Origin of the sequence: Promicromonospora sp. MS192, from assembly GCF_049532985.1 — a bacterium.
In the GTDB taxonomy this organism is placed as follows: domain Bacteria; phylum Actinomycetota; class Actinomycetes; order Actinomycetales; family Cellulomonadaceae; genus Promicromonospora.
The window spans coordinates 710,954-730,400 of sequence record NZ_CP186693.1 but is presented as its reverse complement, the minus strand read 5'-3'; the positions used below and the strand labels follow the sequence as shown (position 1 = coordinate 730,400).

Below are 19,447 nucleotides of genomic sequence, written 5' to 3'. Positions count from 1 at the left end.
AGGCAGTCACGTCCGTGGTCAGGTGGGTCAGGGCACGGGGCGTGACAGCTGTCATCGGGGTTCCTCTCCTACGGGTCTCTCGGACGCGCCCACCATGCGCCCGGAGCTCGCGCCGGAGCAACGGTTTTTCGGCCGGCTCAGCGCACGGCCGCGCACGACGGCGGTGCGCACACGACACGCTGACCTCGGCCCCACATCACCCGCCCACCCTGCCGCTAGCCTCCCGGACATGATCATCTGGCTCAACGGACCCTTCGGCGGCGGCAAGACCACCACGGCGGCCGAGCTCGACGCCCTCCTGCCGGAGGTCGTCGTGTTCGACCCGGAGAAGATCGGCGAGGCGATCGTGCCCGCGCTGTCCGCCGTCGAGACGGTGCGCGACTTCCAGGACTGGCGGCCGTGGCGCGAGCTCGTCGTGGCCGCGCTGGCGTCCGTCGACCGCTACACCGGCCGCACGATCGTGGCCCCGCAGACCGTGGTCGTGGAGCAGTACTGGGACGAGATCACGGCTGGCCTGGACGCCGCGGGGGTGGAGGTACGCGCCTTCACCCTGGACTGCACCCCGGACGAGCACGAGCGCCGCATCGCGAACGACCACGTCACCAACGCGACGATCGAGGAGATCAAGATCCACGACGGCGGTGTCGGCTGGCGCCGCCACCGCGCGCCGGACTACCGCGCAGCCCTGCCCTGGCTGCGCACCCGCACCGAGGTGATCGACACGACCGCACTACGACCGGTGGAGGTCGCCCGGGAGATCGCGACCCGCGCCGCCCTGACGGAACCCGTCACGTAGCGAGCGGCCCCGGCACCCGGGACGTGCCGGTGACGATCGCCGTGCCGGGCAGGACGAAGCAGCGCCGGCACAGCGCCTCGTACGTGAACGTGCCGTCGTCGGGCAGCGGCTCCGAGGCACCCAGGGGCTCCAGGAACGGCACGCCGTCGCGCAGCACCTGGGTGAACGCGGCATGCAGGTCCTGGCAGCGGTCGCACACGGCCCGCCGGTAGCGCACGTCGGTCGGCCCCAGCTCCAGCAGCGCGCGGACGGTGGCGAACAGCTCGCCACGGTGGTCGAGATCGATGCCGCAGGCCAGCACCCGCGTACCGCGCAGCACCAGCTCCTCGACCACCCGGACGTCGGCGGTCGTGAACATGTGCACCTCGTCGATCGCGACCACGTCCTCCGTGGTGTGCAGCAGCGGTTCGAGGGTGTCGAGCTTGACCGTCGGGACGGAGGCCCCCGTCCGGGAGACGATGCGCGCGTCCCGGACGTGCCGGGCCGACTGCACGACGGCGCAGCTCAGCCGCGAGTACGCCAGCGGCGCCATCTGCGCGATGAGATCCAGCGACTTGCCGGACTTCATGGGGCCGAGTACCAGCGACAGCTCCACCGATGCACCTTCCCCGCCGTCCAGGGCAGGCCGTTCCTGCCGCACAGCACCCTAGCCGGAAGCCCGGCCCTCGACCCGCTCCTTGATGCCGTGCAGCGTGCGCCGCGACATCAGGTAGCTGACCTCGCCCAGCGGCGCCGTCAGCAACCGCACGAGCGGCCTGCCGAAGGCGACACGTTCGCGCAGGAGCAGCCGCGTGCGGCCGTCCTTCGTCTCCCGCAGCGCGAACGTCCAGAGGAACTCCCACCCGGCCGGGTCGGTGCGCCGCACGGGGCGGCCCGCATCCAGGTCGGCGATCTGCAGCACGAGTGCCACGCCGGGCACCAGATCGACGACGTACCAGCCCCCGCCGCGCGCCCTGGTGGCCCGCACGACGTCGCCGACCCGCAGGTCCTGCCACTCCTCGACCACCTCCTGGGCGTTATGGATCCCCAGACCGAACAGGTTCTCGAGCCACGCGTAGCTGTAGAAGCCACCACGGTCCGCACCGATCTGCACCACCCACGGCCACACGTCCCGCGGCGGGGCGTCGATCGTGATCGCCCGGGTGACCTGCGTCGCCGGTCCCGGGACGAGGCCGTCCCCCGGCAGCACCGCCATGACCTCCGCATCGGTCGCACCCCAGCGGTCGTGACCCCGCTTGACCCACCACGCGTACGAGACCACACCGGCGGCCACGGCAGACGCCGCCAGACGTCGCCCGTGGCGCTGCTGCCGGACCGGCCGGATCGTGCAGTTGCTCATGTGCCGAGCCTCGCCCGCGCCGTCCGGCGTCGGCAGGGCCCAAGGTCACCGCCGCGCAGGTACAACGCCTCGTGCTGAGCCTCGTCGTCGTCCCGGTGACCATGGCGAGACCGCCGGGACGACCACGGCCAAGCTGACCATGCACCTGCTGCCAGGAATCCCCGCCGCCTGGCAGCAGATGCATGGTCGTCGGCCCGCGTTCCGGCCCGGGACGGGCTAGTCGGCGCCGTAAAAGACCCGCTCCATCACCGCACGCGCGCGCCGGGCGACGCGGAGGTACAGCTCCTCCAGCTCCGGCCCCGTCCCGACGTCGCCCAGCAGGCGGGCGATCCCCGTCAGGGCGTGGCTGTCGTGCGGCAGCATGTCCACGCCGGCGCCCGTGGTGCGCCCCGACCACAGCACGATCGCCGACCGCAGCCGCGACGCGAGCCGCCAGGCCTCCAGGAGCACCTCGGCGTCGTCGTCGGTCAGGAGGTCCGCGTCGCGGGCGGCCTCCAGGGCGGCCACGGTGCCCGTGGTGCGCAGCCCGGGCACCTCGAACGCGTGCTGGAGCTGCAGGAGCTGGACGGTCCACTCGACGTCGGACACCCCGCCGCGGCCCAGCTTGAGGTGCCGGGCGGGGTCGGCGCCGCGCGGCAGGCGCTCCGACTCGACGCGGGCCTTGATGCGGCGCACCTCGCGCAGGACGGCCTCACCGGGTCCGCCGTCCGGGTAGCGCAGCGGGTCGATCAGCGCCGTGAACCGTTCCCCGAGCGAGCGCCCGCCCTCGGCGCCCGGCCCCAGGTCCAACGCCGCTGCCACGGCGCCCTCCTCTGGGCCGCCCGCCGCGACCACGCTCAGCGTGCCCGACAGCGCCCGCGCCCGCAGGAGTGCCTGCGCCTCCCACGGGGAGGACCAGCGTCCGTAGTACTCCACGTAGGAGTCGAAGGACCGCACCAGCGGGCCGTTGCGCCCCTCGGGCCGCAGGTCGGCGTCCACGGGCAGCCCCGGTTCCGGACCCACGGCGGACAGGATGCGGCGCAGGTTCTTCGCCACGGTGAGGGCGTAGTCGTTCGCCTCCTTGTCCGGCGCGCCGCCCACGGCCTCGTAGACGAACATGACGTCGGCGTCCGACCCGTACCCGAGCTCTTGCCCGCCGAGCCGGCCCATCGCCACGATCAGCAGGCGCGCGGGCTCGTCCCCGCGCGCGATGTGCCGGGCTCCGCGCGCCTCGTGCTCGGCGATGCGCAGCCCGCCTGCGAGCACCACGTCGGCGGCGTCCGAGATGGCCTTCGCCGCGCCGACCGGGCCGAGCGCCCCGAGCACCTCGGCCACGCCGGTGCGGGCCAGCTCACGCCGCCGCAGCGCGCGCAGCGCGACCGTGGCCGCCTCCACCTCCTGGGCGCGCCCGAGCAGCGCGTCCGCCTCGGACGCGAGCCGCCGTACCCCGCGCGGCGCCAGCGACTCCGTCTCGGCGAGCCAGCGCACCGACTCCGGGGAACGCCCGATCGCGTCCGCGAGGTACCGCGACGAGGACAGCACCTGGGCCAGCCGGGACGCCGCCTCCGCCGAGTCGCGCAGCAGCCGCAGGTACCAGTGCGTGGAGCCCAGCGTGTCCGACAGCTTGCGGAACGCGAGCAGCCCCTCGTCCGGGTCGGCGCCCTCGGCGAACCAGCCCAGCAGCACGGGCAGGAGCTGGCGCTGGATCGACGCGCGCCGTGAGACGCCGTCGGTCAGGGCCTGGACGTGCCGCATGGCCCCGGCCGGGTCGCGGTAGCCGATCGCTGCGAACCGGGCCATGGCGGCCTTCGGCGCGAGCGACGCCTCGCCCGTGGACAGCAGCGCGGTGGCCGGCAGGAGCGGGCGGTAGTACACGGCCTCGTGCAGGTCGCGCACCTCGCGCCGCACGGCCCGCCACGTCTTGACCAGGTCGTCCGCACCACCGACGCCGAGCCCCCGGGCGAGCCGGCGCAGGTCCGCCTCCGCCGTCGGCATGAGGTGCGTGCGGCGCAGCCGGAAGAGCTGGACCCGGTGCTCCAGCGCCCGCAGGAACCGGTAGCACTCCCCCATCCGGCGCGCGTGCTCGCGCCCCACGTAGCCGCCCTTCGACAACGCCTCGAGCGCGTCGAGCGTGGTGCGCGACCGGATGTCCTCGTCCGCGCGCCCGTGCACGAGCTGCAGGAGCTGCACCGTGAACTCGACGTCGCGCAGGCCGCCCTTGCCGAGCTTGATCTGCCGGTCCGCCTCGGCCACGGGCACGTTGTCCTCGACGCGCTTGCGCATGGCGCGGGCGTCCTCGACGAAGTTCGGGCGCTCCACGGCCTGCCACACCAGCGGCCCGACGGCGGCCGTGTACGCCTCCCCGAGCGCCAGGTCACCCGCGACGGGGCGCGCCTTGAGCAGCGCCTGGAACTCCCATGTCACGGCCCACCGCTCGTAGTACGCGACGTGGCTGGCCAGCGTCCGCACGAGCGGGCCCTGCTTGCCCTCGGGGCGCAGCGCGGCGTCGACCTGCCACAGGGCCGGCTCCGCCGACGCCCCGGAGCAGACCTGGGCCAGCCGCGTGGCCAGCCGGGTCGCGACGCGCAGGGCGTGGTCCTCGTCGCAGGCGGGCGTGCCGTCGGGCAGCGTGCCCGGCTCGGCCACGTACACGACGTCCACGTCGGAGATGTAGTTCAGCTCCCGGCCGCCGGTCTTGCCCATGCCGAGCACGACCAGGCGGACTCCGGCGGCGTGGTCCTCCTCCTCGGAGCGGGCCACGGCCAGCGCGCCCTCCAGGGCCGCGGCCGCGAGGTCCGCGAGCGCCGCGGCCACGGTGGGCATGACGGCCGTCGGCTCGGGCGCGGTGACGTCGGTGGCGGCGATGCGCAGCAGCCGCGCCCGGTAGGCGCGTCGCAGGCGGTCCGTGTACGACGGCGGCGTGTCGGTGCCCGTCGTCACCGTCACCTCCGGGTGGGTGCCCGCGACGGGATCCGGGCTGTCGGGGTCCGCGTCGACGGCGCGGAGCAGCTCGGCGCGCACCTCCCGGGCGGGTACCCCGGTGCCGGGTGCCGGGTCGGCGAGGAGGTCGAGCAGGGCCGGGTGCCGGACCAGCTCGTCACCGAGCGCCGAGGACGCGCCGAGCACGCGCACCAGCCGGTCGCGGGGGGCCGGCCGGGGCGGGGCGTCGTCGTCGGCCGGGTCGCCGGGCTGGTCCAGCAGCCGTCGCAGCCGGTCAGGTGCGGCGGCCGCGAGGCGGACGAGCTGGAGGAGCGCGAGGTCGGGGTCGGCGACGGCGGCGAGCGAGCGCAGCAGGACGGCGTCGGCCGGGTCGAGCTCGACGGCGCCGCGGTCGGGGCCGGCGGCGCGGTCGGCGGCTGCCCGGGGCCGGCTGTCCAGGACGGTGACCAGGTCCGGGTCGCGCCACAGCGCGGCGGACCGGGTGAGGTCGGCGAACCCGGCCCGGATCAGGTGGGTCGTGAGGGTCTCGGGTCGGCGGCTCTGCACCCCCCGACCCTACGACGCGGGCGGGGGGTGCAGCACCCCTGTCAGAGCTGCAGGAAGCGCTTGAGCTCGAAGGGCGTGACCTGGGCGCTGTACGTCTCCCACTCCTCGCGCTTGTTGCGCAGGAAGTAGTCGAAGACGTGCTCGCCGAGCGTCTCGGCCACGAGCTCGGACTTCTCCATGAACTGGATGGCCTCGTCGAGGTCGCGCGGCAGCGGGGCGATGCCCAGGGCGCGGCGCTCGGCCGGGGTGAGCTCCCAGACGTCGTCCTCGGTGTGGTCCAGGAGGTCGTAGCCCTCCTCGATGCCCTTGAGGCCGGCCGCCAGGATCACGGCGAACGCCAGGTACGGGTTGGCCGCCGAGTCGAGCGCGCGGTACTCGATGCGCGCGGAGTTGCCCTTGCCCGGCTTGTACATGGGCACGCGGACCAGCGCGGAGCGGTTGTTGTGGCCCCAGCTCACGTAGCTCGGGGCCTCCTGCCCGCCCCAGAGCCGCTTGTAGCTGTTGACGTACTGGTTGGTGACGGCGGTGATCTCGCCGGCGTGCACCATGAGGCCCGCGATGAACTGGCGCGCCGTCTTGGACAGCTCGAACTGGGCGCCGGGCTCGTAGAACGCGTTGCGGTCGTCCTCGAAGAGCGACACGTGGGTGTGCATGCCGGAGCCGGGCTGGTCGGCCAGCGGCTTGGGCATGAAGGAGGCGAACACGCCCTGCTCGAGCGCCACCTCCTTGACCACGGTGCGGAACGTCATGAGGTTGTCCGCGGTGGTCAGCGCGTCGGCGTACCGCAGGTCGATCTCGTTCTGGCCGGGGCCGGCCTCGTGGTGGGAGAACTCGACCGAGATGCCCATGGACTCCAGCATGGTGATCGCGGCACGGCGGAAGTCGTGTGTCGATCCGCGGGCCAGGTGGTCGAAGTACCCGCCCTGGTCCACCGGCTCCAGCTTCGGGTCGGCCTTGGTGAGCTGGTTGAACAGGTAGAACTCGACCTCGGGGTGCGTGTAGAAGGTGAACCCGCGGTCGCTCGCCTTGGCGAGGGTGCGCTTGAGCACGTTCCGGGAGTCGGCGAGCGACGGCTCGCCGTCCGGCGTCAGGATGTCGCAGAACATGCGCCCTGTGCCGTGCCGTTCGCCGCGCCACGGGAGCACCTGGAACGTGGTGGGGTCGGGCTTGGCGACCATGTCGGCCTCGAAGACCCGGGTGAGCCCCTCGATGGCGCTGCCGTCGAACCCGATGCCCTCGCTGAACGCCGACTCCAGCTCGGCGGGGGCCACGGCTACCGACTTCAGCACACCCAGCACGTCGGTGAACCAGAGCCGGATGAAGCGGATGTCGCGCTCCTCGACCGTGCGGAGCACGAACTCCTGCTGCCTGTCCATGGGCCCATCTTGCACTAAACCTGTTACAGGCGCGTGTACCGGGCATGGACGACCGGTCGTAGGCTTTCTTGCGGCACCGAGGCCGCCCGAACCACAGGAGGACCATGTCCGCGCACACCTCACCCACTCCGGGCCCCAAGAGGGTTCGTGTGCACCACCTGGCGGAGGCCAAGGCCCGCGGTGAGAAGCTCGCGATGCTCACCGCGTACGACGCCGTGACCGCCACGATCCTCGACGCCGCCGGCACGGACATGCTGCTGGTGGGCGACTCGATCGGGAACGTCATGCACGGGCACACGTCCACCATCCCGGTGACGGTCGACGACATGATCCCGGCCGCGCGTGCCGTGGCCCGCGCCGCCAAACGCGCGTTCGTGGTGGTCGACCTGCCGTTCGGCTCGTACGAGGCCGGTCCGCAGCAGGCGCTGGAGACCGCGGTGCGCGTGTTCAAGGAGACCGGCGCGGACGCGGTCAAGCTGGAGGGCGGCGTGCGCTCGGCGGCGCAGATCCGGGCGCTGACCGACGCGGGCATCCCCGTCGTCGCCCACCTGGGGTACACGCCGCAGTCGGAGAACCTGCTGGGCGGGCCGCGCGTGCAGGGCCGCGGCGACGAGGCCGTCGAGCGGCTGGCCACCGACGCGCAGGCCGTCGAGGACGCCGGCGCCGTCGCCGTCGTCCTGGAGATGGTGCCCACCGACGTGGCCGCGCGGATCACCGAGATCGTGCGCATCCCGACCATCGGCATCGGCGCCGGGCCGCACTGCGACGGGCAGGTGCTGGTGTGGACCGACATGGCGGGCATGACGGTCTGGTCGCCCCGCTTCGCCCGGCGGTACGCCGAGCTGGGCGCGGTGCTGCAGCGGGCCGCGGAGGACTACGTCGCGGAGGTCAAGGACGCGTCCTTCCCGGACGCGGAGCACTCGTTCGACAAGTAGCTACTTCTTGCCCCAGTTCTCGTCGTCCTGCTCCCACGACTCGTTGCGCGAGCGTGCGCTCTCCAGCGCCCGCTCGGCCTCGGCGCGGGTGGCGTACGGGCCCATGAGGTGGGTCCAGGAGGAGCGCCGCCCCTCCTCGACCTCACCCGTCTCCGTGTTGTACCAGTACTGCTCGTGGTTGCTCATGAGACGATCCTGACATGAGCGACCTGGCGTTCGGCATCGACATCGGCGGTTCGGGGATCAAGGGGGCACCCGTCGACCTGACGGCCGGCGAGTACGCCGACAAGCGGACCCGGATCCCGACCCCGCGGCCGTCCACCCCGCAGGCGGTCGCCAGCGTGCTCGCGGAGCTCGTCGACGCCTACCACCTGCCCCAGGACGTGCCGATCGGCGTGGCGTTCCCCGCCCCGATGCAGCACGGCGTGGTGCGCTCCATGGCCAACCTGGACCAGTCGTGGACGGGCGTGGACCTGCCGGCGCTGGTGCACCGGGCGACGGGCCGGGAGGTCGTGGCCGTGAACGACGCCGACGCGGCCGGCATCGGGGAGGTGCGCTACGGCGCGGCCCGCGACGCCGACGGCGTGGTGCTGGTGGCGACCCTGGGCACGGGGATCGGCTCGGCGCTGGTGGTCGACGGCGTCCTCGTGCCGAACACCGAGCTGGGCCACCTGGAGATCGACGGGCACGACGCCGAGTCCCGCGCGGCAGACTCCGCACGCGAGCGCGAGGACCTGTCGTGGGAGCAGTGGGCGGAGCGCCTGCAGCGCTACTTCGGCGTGGTCGAGGATCTCCTGTCGCCCGACCTCATCGTCGTGGGCGGCGGAGTGAGCAAGCATCACGAGAAGTACCTGCCGCACCTGCACCTGCGTGCGCCGATCGTGCCGGCGCAGCTCCGGAACGCGGCGGGCATCGTCGGGGCCGCGGCCCTGGCCGCGGGTCGCTGACGTCCCAGCCGTCACCGACGGGCGGTCCGTCGTGGGCGGTACCGCTCAGGCCTCCCGCACGGCCGGGTGCGCCTGCTGCGCGAAGAGCGCGTCGACGCCGAGCATCTCGATGACGCTCCGGACCACCGGCGGCGGCTCCGGGAGACTGACCGTCAGGCCCTCCCGCGTGCCGTAGGTGTACATCTGCATGAGGAACGCCACGCCGGTCGAGTCCATGAACGTGACGCGCGACGTGTCGATCACGACGGCCTTCGCCCGCTCGATGGCGTTGGCTATCGCGGCACTCGACTCGCCACGCAGGGAGACGTCGATCTCCCCCCACATGCTCACGACACTCGCGCGGGACTGTTCTTCGAACATGATCCCGCCCGTGCGCCCCCTGTTATCGAATTCCGTGTTGCTCACTTGCATCGCCCCTGTTCATTGCTCCCCGACATGGCCGCCGGAACGGGTCGCCCGACCCCCCGGGCAACTCTGGGAGATTGCAACGCCTTCGTCGCGATCACGGGAAGCCTACATCCGTGAAGATCGCAAGTGGAACAGTCGCGCTGGGTTACATTTCCCCCTCAGGACTGGTATAAGTTGGAGTTTCTCCATCCAAACCGGAACATTTCCACCGGGCAGACCGGACATATACCCGCCCAGTTGGACAATCGTTCAAGAAAAAGATTCACCAGATTCAATTGTCAGACGACCGATTTGGGCCGTCCGGACCCTCCGCCGCACGCGGATTGCGCATCGTCGGCGCGCTTTCCTTCTCCCATGCATCGAGCTGCATAGTGAGCGCCTTGGCGAGCTCGAACACCTGCTGCGGAGGAATGCGCACCCGGGACACGACCCGGCCCGGCACGGTAATCGACGTGACCTCACCCGAGTCGGGGTCCGAGACGGGGCTCGGCGGCTGCTTCACGGCGATGAAGTCCAGGATGAACGAGGTCGGCGTGTGCCAGACGGAGGCGAAGTCGGCGGGGACACCGGTCTCCATCTCGTCGGGGACGTCGATCTGGAACTCCTGGGGCAGCTCGTCGGACGACACTGGGGCTCCTCGATTGGCCGGGCGGTTCCCCGACCGTACCGTGGGGCCGGAGGCGACGACAGTGGAAACGGACTCCGAGGACATATGTGTCCGGCGTGTCGCACCGCCAGCGGAAAACAGGGCGCCTCACGGTCGCCCCGGGCACTAGAATCGCGCGTTCCCCTGCCACCCTCCTGGAGGTCCTCCCGTGCCTGCCGACGTGCCCGAGCTCGCCCAGGAGCGCGAGTTCCTCGCCGAGGCCCGTACCCAGCTCGGCCGGATGCGCGAACGCGTCGCCGCGCTCGACGGGCGCTACGCCGGCGACCCGGTGAGCGCCGACGTGCTGGAGGCCGCCCTCGCCCGCCGGATGGAGCAGCTCAGCGACGACCCGGAGATCCCGCTCTTCTTCGGCCGCATCACCGTGGGCGCGGACGTCACCACCGGGCACGACGACGAGATCTTCCACATCGGCCGGCGCCACGTCTCGGACCCCGACGGCGAGCCGATGGTCGTGGACTGGCGCGCCCCCGTCAGCACCCCGTTCTACCGGGCCACGCCGAAGGAGCCGATGGGCATCACGGCCCGGCGCCGCTACGGCTTCGCCCGGGGCCACCTGACCGGTTCCGAGGACGAGACCCTGACGCACCCCGACGAGGCCGGGCCCGACGGCGGCGCCGGCACCCGCTCGGAGATCCTCGAGGCCGAGATCGAGCGCCCCCGCACCGGGCCGATGCGCGACATCGTGGCCACCATCCAGCCCGAGCAGGACGTCATCGTCCGCATGCCGCTGGACCGCACGCTCGTGGTGCAGGGCGCGCCCGGCACCGGCAAGACGGCGGTCGGCCTGCACCGCGCGGCCTACCTTCTCTACGCCCACCGCGAGCAGCTCACCCGGCGCGGCGTGCTCGTCGTCGGGCCGAACAAGAGCTTCCTGCGGTACATCCGCGACGTGCTGCCCGCCCTGGGCGAGATCCACGCGACGCAGGCCACCATCGAGGAGGTGGTCGGCACGCACGCCCCGGTGCGGGCCACCGAGCCCGCCGACGTCGCGACCCTCAAGGGCGACGGCCGGATGGCCCGGGTGCTGCGCGCCGCCGTCTGGTCGCACGTCGGCACCCCGCAGGAGACGCTGGTGCTGCCGCGCGGATCCTTCCGCTGGCGCGTGCCGGCGTACGCGGCGCGGGAGGCGGTCGAGCAGGTCAGGGCGCGGGACGTGCGCTACTCACTCGGCGCCGCCCAGCTCCGGCACGCGCTCGCGCACCGGGTGCTGGTGCAGATCGAGGAGTCCGGCGACGCCCTCGACGACAAGGCGTGGGACGTCCTGGCCCGCACCAAGCCGGTCCGGGACTACGCGGCGGCCGTGTGGCCCGCGGTCGAGCCGCGCAAGCTGCTGTTCCGCCTGCTGTCCGACCCGGAGTTCCTCGCGACGTGCGCACAGGACGTCCTGTCCGAGACCGAGCAGGGGCTCCTGGCCTGGGACCGGCCACCCCGCTCCCCCGGTGCCGCGCGCTGGACCACGGCGGACCTCGTGCTGCTCGACGAGATCGCCGACCTGCTGGACCGGACCGAGTCCGTGGCGCACATCGTCGTCGACGAGGCGCAGGACCTGTCCGCGATGATGCTGCGTGCGCTCGGGCGGCGTGCCGCGAACGGCTCGCTGACGGTGCTCGGCGACCTCGCCCAGGCGACCACCCCGTGGGCGTCGGCCGACTGGGCGGACGTGCTGCGCCATCTCGACAAGCCGGACGGCCACGTGGAGCAGCTCACCGCCGGGTTCCGTGTGCCGGCCGACGTGATCGAGCTCGCCGCCCGGCTCCTGCCGCGCATCGCGCCCGGCCTGGAGCCGCCGACCGCCGTCCGCCGCACCCGCGGACGGCTCGCCGTGACGACGACGCCGCTCGGCGAGGTGCTGGCCGACGTCGTGGCCCGCGAGGGCTCGGTCGGCCTGATCGTGCCCGACGCCGGCATGCCGCACGCCCGGACGGTGCTGACGGCCGCGGGGCTGACTTTCGCCGTCGTCGGCGAGCAGGACGACGCCCCGGACGACGGCACGGCCGACGACTCCGGATCCTCCGAGTTCGACGCGCACCTGGAGCTGGTGCCCGCCTCGCTCGCCAAGGGCCTCGAGTTCGACCACGTCGTGCTGCACGACCCGGCCGCCGTCGTGGCCGCCGAGCCGGACCGGGCGACGGGACTGCGCCGGCTCTACGTCTGCCTCACGCGCGCCGTCACGTCCCTCGTCGTGCGGCACGACGGGGACCTGCCGCCGGAGCTCGGGCTCTGACCCGCGCTCCTCGGGCTGCGCTTGACCCTGTTCCCGGAACATAGTTTCCACTGGACCTGTCGCCGCGCACCGCGGCCGACCTGACCGACCGGAACCAGGAGCGAACCGTGGCGTGGAGCACCCGGCAGATCGCCGACCTCGCGGGGACGACCGTCAATGCCGTGCGCCACTACCACGAGGCCGGCCTGCTGGAGGAGCCCGAGCGCCGGTCCAACGGGTACAAGCAGTACGGGGTGCCGCACCTGGTGCGGCTGCTGCAGATCCGCCGCCTGCGCGAGCTGGGCGTGCCGCTCGCCGAGATCGAGGCGATGGGTCGCGCCGACAAGGACCCGGCGGAGGCGCTCCGGGTGCTCGACGCCGAGCTCGAGGCCACCATCGAACGGCTGCAGCGCGCCCGCGCGGAGCTGGCCCTGATCCTGCGGGACCGGGCGCCCATCGACCTGCCCGCGACGTTCGGCTCCGTGTCCCGCCACCTGTCGGAGCAGGACCGGTCCCTGGTGACCATCTACTCGCAGCTCTACGACGAGAGCGCGCTCAGCGACCTGCGCGAGATGCTCGACGAGAACCCGCGCACGGATGCCGACGACGAGTTCGACAACCTTCCCGCGGACGCCGACGCCGCCACGAAGCAGCGGCTGGCCGAGTACTTCGCACCGCAGATCCGGCAGCACCTCGACAAGTACCCCTGGCTCACCGACCCCGGTCCGAGGTCGACGAAGGGGGCCGCGACGCTCGAGCAGACGATGGTGGCGGCATTGCGGGAGGTCTACAACCTCGCCCAGCTCGATGTGCTGTACCGCGCCGACCTGATCATCAAGGGCATGACCGACGACCGGCTGGAAGCCGCCGACGAGGGGACGGACCGATGACCGAGCACGAGGCCACGCCGACGAACGAGGAGATGTCCCAGGAGCCGCTGCTCGCGGAGGACGTGCTGCTCCTGCTCTTCGACCCCCGGTCGGGCACGATCGCGGGCGAGGGAAACAACCTGTTCCACACCCTGGCCGGTGCGGTGCTCGTCGAGCTCGCGTCGGGCGGGTACGTCGACATCGACGCGCGCACCACGCTGCGCGGTCGCGAGGTCCGCGTGCTCGACGGCACGGCGCCGTCCGACCCGCTGCTGCGCGGCACGTGGGACCGGATCGCCCGCAAGCCCACGGACGTCCACTCGCTGATCCTGGAGATCGGCCCGCGCCTGCGCCAGGAGGTGATCGACCGCGTCGTCGAGCGCGGGCACCTCGGCCGCGAGAAGCGCAAGGCCCTGGGCCTGATCACCACCACGGCCCTGGTCGACGGCGGCACGGGCCGCCGCGCAGAGCTGCTGGCCCCGATCCGGGCGGCCCTCGTGGACGGCGTGGACCCCGAACCACGCGTCGGCGCCCTGGCGGCGCTCCTGGCGGCGAGCGGCGGGCTGCCCGCCCTGTACAAGGACATCCCGTGGTCGGGCGCGGTCTACACCCGCGGCCGGGAGCTCCAGCGCGGGGACTGGGGCGCGGAGGCCGTCGGCGAGTCCGTACGCCGCACCATGGCGGCGCTCATCGCCACGAACCTGTTCGTCGGGGTGTTCGTCGCGGGCAGCACGGCGAACGGCTGAACCCCGGGGCGTCAGTCGTCGAGGGGCTCACCGGTCGGGTCGTCGGCCAACAGCGCGTCGACGCCCGGCCCGCCGACCGGCTCCGCGGACCAGGCCGTCAGCCGCCACCCACCGTCAGGGTCGCCCTCGATCTCCACCAGGCCGGTGTTGGCCAGCGCCGTCCGCTCCGCGTGGTCGATGTCGACGCCCGCCACGCGCGCGGCGACCCACGCGCGGATCGCGGCGCCGTGCGAGACCACGACCACGCTGTCCCAGCCGCCCGCCGCGATCTTGGCCACCGCCTCGTCGTAACGGGCGAGGAACGCCCGCCCGTCGGGACCACCGGGCATGGCCCGGTCGACGTCGCCCCGCGCCCACCCGAAGACGGTGTCGAGGTAGCGCATGTGGGCCTCGTGGGTGCTCGCCATCTCCAGGCCGCCCGCCTCGATCTCGCGCAGCCCCGCCAGCGACACCGGCTCGATGCCCCGCGCCCGCGCCAGGGGCTGGGCCGTCAGCGACGTGCGGACCAGCGACGAGACGGCGATCGCGTCGACCTGCCGGTCGCGGAACGCGTGCGGGACGGCCGCGGCCTGCCGCTCACCGAGCGGTGTCAGACCCGGGCCCGGGCTCGCGGTGTCGAGGAGCCCGTCCACGTTCGAGGGTGTCTGTCCGTGGCGCAGCAGCAGGAGTCGCATGGGGTGCATTCTCCCCGACGACCCGCGCCGCCGGGGAGCCCGAGGGGGTGCGACGATTTTCCGGACGGTGGTTCCCGCATCGTGTCCGTTCCGTTACTCTTGGGCGCTATGCGCGGGACGTGGACCCGACAGACACTCGCCGCGCTGGTGTAGTCCCCCCGTCGATCTGAAAGGTCCCCGCCTTCATGGATCCCCAGTCCTCCACGACGGCCCTGCGTGCCCGTGGTCGCCACCGGGCAGCACGTCGCCCGGCACTGCCCACCCTCACCCGTGCCGCCACCGGGCAGACCGCCGCCGTCGCCGGACGCGGTGCCGTGATCGCCGCCGCAGGTTCCGGGGTGCTGCTGTCGCTGATCGCGCCGCCCGCGCAGGCCGCGCCGGCCACGGAGCTCGGGGCCACGCTGACCGGCAGCCCCATGCAGGGCACCCTCAACTCGTCCGACCTCAACGCCCTGACGACGCAGGCCCGGGAGGCGGTCGCCGCGGCGAACGTCGTCGCCGTCGCGCCCACCGCGGAGCTGAAGGTCGAGAAGACGGCTGTCTCGGTGGTCTCCGCGAGCGAGAACGCGGAGTACCAGGCGGAGATCGCCGCACAGCGCGCCGAGGAGGAGGCCGCGCAGCGTCGCGCGTCGGTGGTCTCGATCGCCATGCGGTACCTCGGTGTGCCGTACGTGTGGGGCGGGACGACGCCCGCCGGGTTCGACTGCTCCGGGTTCACCTCCTACGTCTTCGCGCAGGTCGGCATCGACCTGCCCCGGACGTCCTCGTCGCAGCGGTACGCCGGGACCGTGGTGTCCTGGGCCGACGCGCTGCCGGGCGACCTCATCTGGACCCCGGGCCACATCGCGATCTACGCGGGTGACGGCATGCAGATCGAGGCGCCGGTGCCGGGCAAGAGCGTGCGCTACACGAGCATCTGGCAGTCCGGCCCCACGTTCATCCGCGTCGCCTGAGCCGGCGGGCGCCGTTCGCCGATCAGTTCCGGACGGCGCCCCGGTCTCTCTCTTCGACCGCACTCCATCGTGCTCGGAGAGGGAATCATGACCGCCACCTACACGTTCGACGTGTTTTCCAGCCTGGACGGTTTCGGCAGCGCCGGGGGTGACTGGACCGGGTACTGGGGCAAGCAGGGGCCCGAGCTGCTCGGCCACCGCCTCGCGCTGTACGAGCCGGAGCAGCGCATGGTGTTCGGGGCCACCACCTACCGGATGTTCGGGGAGATGGTGGCCGCCATCGCCGACCAGCCCGAGGTCGGCGACCCCTGGGTCACCCGGATGCTCGACCTGCCGGCCACGGTCGTGTCGAGCACGCTGGAGGACCCGCTCGACCGACGCGCGACGGTGGCCCGCGGCGACGCCGTCGACGTCGTGGCCCGGCTCAAGGAGGAGTCCGACGTGCCACTGCGTTCGCACGGCAGCCTCTCGCTGAACCGGGCGCTGATGGCGGCGGGCCTCGTGGACCGGCTCCAGGTGACCCTCTTTCCCGTGGTCACCGGGCGGACCGGGGACGACCCGATCTTCCGCGGTGCCGCGGACTTCGACCTGGAGCTGCTCGAGCAGCGGACGCTCGACGGTCACGTCCAGGAGCTGGTCTACCGGCCCACGCTGCACGGCTGACACGCTGAGCCGTGCCGGCGGTCGGCCGGGCCGCGCCGCCCTCAGGCCCTGTGCAGGACGAATCCGGCGTGGTGCAGCACACCCTCGTGGTACTGGCCGAAGGCCCAGAAGCCGGTGTCGTCGAGGTAGGTGATCCGGTCGCCGTCGAGCCAGAAGCTCCCGGTGTAGGCGTCACGGGTCGTGCCCCGCGTCTCGCTGTACCGGCCGTCCGCCGTCAGGTACTGGGTCATGTCGCGCCGCGGGTCGGTCCACGCGCCGAGCCGTGCGTCGTCCGGCGCGTGGCCGGTGCCGCGGCGTCGGGTGGCCACGCCGTCACGCACCACGACCCGTCCGTCGACGACGACGGCGCGCAGGGCGCGGGGGTCGACGACGAGCATGCGGGTGATCCGGTGCGGGGCGACCGTGCCGTCGACCACCGCGAACGTGGCCAGCCGCCCCGGGCCGAGGTCGAAGGCGTCCGGGGCGGGCGGGCGGGGCGCGGCGAAGACGCTCTCGACGAGGAGCGGCACGACGGAGGCCCCGCGGCCGTCGATCACCAGGGGTTCGGCGGCCCCGTCCGCGGACGCGGCGATCAGCGGGCCGTCGGTGGCCAGGTCCTCCTGGACCGTCCGGGTGGGCGTGCCGTGGACGAGGGCGCCCGTGACGACGATGCGTGGTTGAGGCTCTGCGGGTGCGGACATGTCGTCCACACTGCCGTGGCGGACGCCTCCGCACGAGGCAGCGGCTCTCCTGGGAGTGCCGCACCCAGGCACGCAGGCGGGTCAGACCCGCACCCACAGGTCCTCGGGAGCGCGGCCCGGCCGGAATCCGAGGTGCTCCAGCATCGCGGCGGCCTCGGGGAAGTTCGCCGCGGGCGCGTCGGGAGTGTGCGCGTCGCTGCCGATGCTGACGGTCCGGCCGCCCTCCTCGGCCCACCACTGCGGGATCCACGGCCAGAGCCGCCGGGTGTTCATCTCCAGGGCGCGGCCGCCGGCGGCGATCGACCGCATCGCCACCCGGAAGGGCTCCTCGAAGGCCCGCGGGTCGAACGGCCCGTGCGCCTCGGCGGGCCAGGACCGGACCGCGTAGTCGATGTGGGTGAAGACCTCGAACGTGTCCGAGCCCCGCACCATGACGGGCACCTCCTCCAGGTACCGGTGCATGACGACGGCCGGGTCGTGCTCCTGGAAGAGCCGGCTCGGTTCGGCGTGACCGCCGCCGAGGTCGAGGGTGTGCAGCGACCCGAGCACCCGGTCGACCAGGTCCAGGTCGATGATCCGGGCCGCCTGGGCGTCGTTCAGGTGCGGCTGCCCGAACTCGACGCCCGTCCCGATGCGCAGCCCGGGGAACTCGTGCCGCATCCGGTCGACGGCGTCGAGGTAGCCGGCCGTGTCGAGCGGCTCGATGTCGACCAGGCCGGCGTCGTCGACGAGGTGACGCTGGTGCGGCATCAGGTCGTCGGGCTCGGCACGCCAGCTCCGCGGAATGTCCAGGTGCTCGGTGAAGAACAGGGCCGGCAGCCCGATCCGCACCGCTCGGGCGCACGTGGCGCGCATGCGCCCGACGGCGTGGGAGCGCGGGCCGCCGGTGTCCCAGGACCACTCGCTGTGCACGTGGCTGTCGGCGGGCAGGGTCATGGCGTACCGCCGCCGGGTGCGGCGCGTTGCGGGTCGGTGCACGTCATCGGTCCATCCTGCATGGTGGCGACGAAGGCGGGCGTTGAGCCCTCCGTCCGGTTCAGCGGCTGAGGTCCATGAGCGCCAGCAGCGCCTCACCGTAGGCATGCGCGGGATCCGGGTCCGCGAACACGCGGGTCTGCCCGAGCAGCTCGACCTCCACCTCGTAACCGTCGCCCTGACGCCGCAGCGCCCGGAACGTCGAGCGCAGGAGGCCGCGGAGCTGGTCCTCGCGGGGCAGCCACAGCGCGTCCTCGATCGCCACGGCGTCCAGCGCCCACTCGGTGGTGCCGTTGAAGCCCAGGATGGTGCCCGTGGGGTACTCGTGCGCCTCGATGGTCATGGTGCTGACGGTGAAGACGTCTCCGGCGAGGTCGGGCGCCTGGACCTGGAACTGGTCACCGTCGGCCGGGGTCCAGACCAGGCCTGCGTCGCGGAGCCGGACGGCAAGGTCGGTGGAGATCATCGGTCCATTGTGGGACGAGCGACCGGCCCGTGGGTCAGTTGCTCCGGAGACGGTGCACGAACCGTGCCGGATCTCCGAGGAACGCACGCATCGTGACCACCGGCAGTGCGTCGTCGTAGCCGATCCGGGTAAGGGCCGCCGGTTCTCCGGGGACGGGTCATGTCGTCATCGTGCCGCGTCACGACGACAGTCCGGGACCCGCGGCGAGACTCCCGCGGGCATGTGTGCGGCAGGATGTGCGGCGTGGGCAGCACAGCGAAGGACGGCGCACCGGCGGCTGCCGGCGGGAACCAGCTCGACAGGCGTGCCCTCAGCTACGACGCCGTGGGCCGGACGACCCCGGCGTCGGAGGCGTGGTCGCCGCCCGACGGATGGCGGGCGTACGAGCGCACCGTCACCCTTGGCTCCGGCGCAGACCTCTGGGACGAGGTCTCGGCGGCGGTCCTCGCCTGGGGCGTCAAGACCCGCAGCGGGTTCGCCGTCGAGCCGTCGCCCGGGGCGGGGCGCGGTGTCCGGCAGGGTGAGCGCTACTGGCTCGTGGCGCGGATCGGGCCCCTCCGCGTGCGCGAGCCGGTCGAGGTGGTCGCCACGGTGGCGACCGATCATCGCGCCGCGCTCGCCTACGGCACCCTGCAGGGCCATCCGGTCTCCGGTGAGGAGGCGTTCGTCGTGCACCGGGACGACGCCGGGACCGTGCGCCTGACGCTCCGTTCCCTGACCCGTGCCGGGCGCGGCCGGTGGCGTGCGCTCTCCCCGTTGATCCTGGTCGCGCAGCGGGTCTATCGACGCCGGTATCTCCGGGCGCTCCGGCGCGACGGTGTCGGAGGCGCGTGACGAGACGGTACGGTCAGGCGCCGACGGCGGATACGGCGTCCGCCACCGACGACGGGTCGGCGGGCTCGCCGGACTCGTCGAACGTGGACTCGATCCAGTCGAGCAGCGCGGCGAGGCGCTCGCCGAGACCGGTGCCGGATGGCGTCAGCCCGTAGGTGACGGTCGGCGGGGCGGTCGGCTCGACCGTGCGCCAGACCAGGTCGTCCTGGACGAGGTTCCGCAGGGTCTGCGACAGCATCTTCTCGCTGATGCCCTCGATGCGGTCGCGCAGCTCGTAGAACCGTAGCGGCCGCTCCCCCAGCCTGATCAGCACCCACACGCCCCAGCGGCTGGTGACGTGATCGAGCACCTGCCGGGCCGCGCAGTCCGTGTGAAACACGTCACGCAGGCCCTCGGGCTCCGCGGACGCCGCCGTCTTTCCGTTCTCCACGTGTGGACCTTACCCCGAGGT

General features: G+C 73.0%; 21 protein-coding genes. 9 read left to right on the top strand and 12 right to left on the bottom strand.

Going from position 1 to position 19,447, the window contains the following annotated elements:
* The first annotated feature begins 229 nt into the window (after nucleotides 1–229).
* Nucleotides 230–796, top strand: coding sequence for an AAA family ATPase (locus ACO229_RS03280; RefSeq protein WP_423463750.1), 567 nt, complete (start codon nucleotides 230–232; stop codon nucleotides 794–796).
* Here the strand turns inward: ACO229_RS03280 and ACO229_RS03275 are convergent.
* The 4 genes from ACO229_RS03275 to ACO229_RS03260 form a co-directional block, all read right to left on the bottom strand.
* Nucleotides 789–1,391: a thymidine kinase gene (locus tag ACO229_RS03275; protein WP_423463749.1), complete on the bottom strand. Its 603-nt coding sequence runs from the start codon at nucleotides 1,389–1,391 to the stop codon at nucleotides 789–791. The genes ACO229_RS03280 and ACO229_RS03275 overlap by 8 nt on opposite strands.
* A gap of 51 nt (nucleotides 1,392–1,442) precedes the next feature.
* Entirely contained in the window at nucleotides 1,443–2,135 is a 693-nt protein-coding gene (locus tag ACO229_RS03270) for an SRPBCC family protein (RefSeq protein ID WP_423463748.1), read from the bottom strand.
* Between the two features lie 216 nt (nucleotides 2,136–2,351).
* Nucleotides 2,352–5,600: a bifunctional [glutamine synthetase] adenylyltransferase/[glutamine synthetase]-adenylyl-L-tyrosine phosphorylase gene (locus ACO229_RS03265; RefSeq protein WP_423463747.1), complete on the bottom strand. Its 3,249-nt coding sequence runs from the start codon at nucleotides 5,598–5,600 to the stop codon at nucleotides 2,352–2,354.
* Nucleotides 5,601–5,641: 41 nt separating this feature from the next.
* Entirely contained in the window at nucleotides 5,642–6,976 is a 1,335-nt protein-coding gene (locus ACO229_RS03260; RefSeq protein ID WP_397412540.1) for a glutamine synthetase family protein, read from the bottom strand.
* A gap of 104 nt (nucleotides 6,977–7,080) precedes the next feature.
* On the opposite strand from ACO229_RS03260, the gene panB reads away from it, so the two are divergent.
* Nucleotides 7,081–7,911, top strand: a complete 831-nt coding sequence (gene panB, locus ACO229_RS03255) for a 3-methyl-2-oxobutanoate hydroxymethyltransferase (protein ID WP_423463746.1) — start codon at nucleotides 7,081–7,083, stop codon at nucleotides 7,909–7,911.
* Here panB and ACO229_RS03250 read toward each other — a convergent pair whose 3' ends face one another.
* Nucleotides 7,912–8,097: an SPOR domain-containing protein gene (locus ACO229_RS03250; RefSeq protein WP_397412536.1), complete on the bottom strand. Its 186-nt coding sequence runs from the start codon at nucleotides 8,095–8,097 to the stop codon at nucleotides 7,912–7,914.
* Nucleotides 8,098–8,111: 14 nt separating this feature from the next.
* Between ACO229_RS03250 and ppgK the strand changes: the two genes are divergently transcribed.
* Nucleotides 8,112–8,858 (top strand): polyphosphate--glucose phosphotransferase, encoded by a 747-nt coding sequence (gene ppgK / locus ACO229_RS03245; protein WP_397431937.1) that lies wholly within the window; start codon nucleotides 8,112–8,114, stop codon nucleotides 8,856–8,858.
* A 45-nt stretch (nucleotides 8,859–8,903) separates the two neighbouring features.
* Here ppgK and ACO229_RS03240 read toward each other — a convergent pair whose 3' ends face one another.
* A complete protein-coding gene (locus ACO229_RS03240; RefSeq protein WP_397431936.1) occupies nucleotides 8,904–9,218 on the bottom strand; it encodes an STAS domain-containing protein in 315 nt (104 codons plus the stop codon).
* Nucleotides 9,219–9,537: 319 nt separating this feature from the next.
* Nucleotides 9,538–9,894, bottom strand: a complete 357-nt coding sequence (locus ACO229_RS03235) for a DUF3467 domain-containing protein (protein WP_397412530.1) — start codon at nucleotides 9,892–9,894, stop codon at nucleotides 9,538–9,540.
* 187 nt (nucleotides 9,895–10,081) lie between these two features.
* On the opposite strand from ACO229_RS03235, the gene ACO229_RS03230 reads away from it, so the two are divergent.
* The 3 genes from ACO229_RS03230 to ACO229_RS03220 all read left to right on the top strand — a co-directional run bounded on the left by ACO229_RS03230 (nucleotide 10,082) and on the right by ACO229_RS03220 (nucleotide 13,751).
* Entirely contained in the window at nucleotides 10,082–12,157 is a 2,076-nt protein-coding gene (locus ACO229_RS03230) for a HelD family protein (RefSeq protein WP_423463745.1), read from the top strand.
* Nucleotides 12,158–12,264: 107 nt separating this feature from the next.
* The gene (locus ACO229_RS03225) at nucleotides 12,265–13,026 is read left to right on the top strand and encodes a MerR family transcriptional regulator (protein WP_423463744.1); all 762 of its coding nucleotides are present in this window, start codon (nucleotides 12,265–12,267) and stop codon (nucleotides 13,024–13,026) included.
* A complete protein-coding gene (locus ACO229_RS03220) occupies nucleotides 13,023–13,751 on the top strand; it encodes a GOLPH3/VPS74 family protein (protein ID WP_423463743.1) in 729 nt (242 codons plus the stop codon). Before ACO229_RS03225 ends, ACO229_RS03220 begins: the two co-directional genes overlap by 4 nt.
* A gap of 11 nt (nucleotides 13,752–13,762) precedes the next feature.
* Here ACO229_RS03220 and ACO229_RS03215 read toward each other — a convergent pair whose 3' ends face one another.
* Nucleotides 13,763–14,425: a histidine phosphatase family protein gene (locus ACO229_RS03215; protein ID WP_397431931.1), complete on the bottom strand. Its 663-nt coding sequence runs from the start codon at nucleotides 14,423–14,425 to the stop codon at nucleotides 13,763–13,765.
* A 185-nt stretch (nucleotides 14,426–14,610) separates the two neighbouring features.
* Here ACO229_RS03215 and ACO229_RS03210 point away from each other — a divergent pair, with 185 nt between their 5' ends.
* Both ACO229_RS03210 and ACO229_RS03205 read left to right on the top strand, forming a co-directional pair.
* Nucleotides 14,611–15,378, top strand: a complete 768-nt coding sequence (locus ACO229_RS03210) for a C40 family peptidase (protein ID WP_397412520.1) — start codon at nucleotides 14,611–14,613, stop codon at nucleotides 15,376–15,378.
* 87 nt (nucleotides 15,379–15,465) lie between these two features.
* Entirely contained in the window at nucleotides 15,466–16,041 is a 576-nt protein-coding gene (locus tag ACO229_RS03205) for a dihydrofolate reductase family protein (RefSeq protein WP_397431930.1), read from the top strand.
* Between the two features lie 41 nt (nucleotides 16,042–16,082).
* Here the strand turns inward: ACO229_RS03205 and ACO229_RS03200 are convergent, their stop codons facing one another.
* From ACO229_RS03200 to ACO229_RS03190, 3 genes are all read right to left on the bottom strand, one after another.
* Nucleotides 16,083–16,721, bottom strand: coding sequence for an Atu4866 domain-containing protein (locus ACO229_RS03200; RefSeq protein WP_423463742.1), 639 nt, complete (start codon nucleotides 16,719–16,721; stop codon nucleotides 16,083–16,085).
* Between the two features lie 81 nt (nucleotides 16,722–16,802).
* Nucleotides 16,803–17,699 (bottom strand): PHP domain-containing protein, encoded by an 897-nt coding sequence (locus ACO229_RS03195; protein ID WP_423463741.1) that lies wholly within the window; start codon nucleotides 17,697–17,699, stop codon nucleotides 16,803–16,805.
* Nucleotides 17,700–17,757: 58 nt separating this feature from the next.
* Nucleotides 17,758–18,162, bottom strand: coding sequence for a pilus assembly protein CpaE (locus ACO229_RS03190; RefSeq protein ID WP_423463740.1), 405 nt, complete (start codon nucleotides 18,160–18,162; stop codon nucleotides 17,758–17,760).
* Nucleotides 18,163–18,405: 243 nt separating this feature from the next.
* Here ACO229_RS03190 and ACO229_RS03185 point away from each other — a divergent pair, with 243 nt between their 5' ends.
* Nucleotides 18,406–18,996: a DUF1990 family protein gene (locus tag ACO229_RS03185; protein ID WP_423463739.1), complete on the top strand. Its 591-nt coding sequence runs from the start codon at nucleotides 18,406–18,408 to the stop codon at nucleotides 18,994–18,996.
* 13 nt (nucleotides 18,997–19,009) lie between these two features.
* Here the strand turns inward: ACO229_RS03185 and ACO229_RS03180 are convergent, their stop codons facing one another.
* Nucleotides 19,010–19,426, bottom strand: a complete 417-nt coding sequence (locus ACO229_RS03180) for a winged helix-turn-helix transcriptional regulator (protein WP_423463738.1) — start codon at nucleotides 19,424–19,426, stop codon at nucleotides 19,010–19,012.
* Between the last annotated feature and the right edge of the window lie 21 nt (nucleotides 19,427–19,447).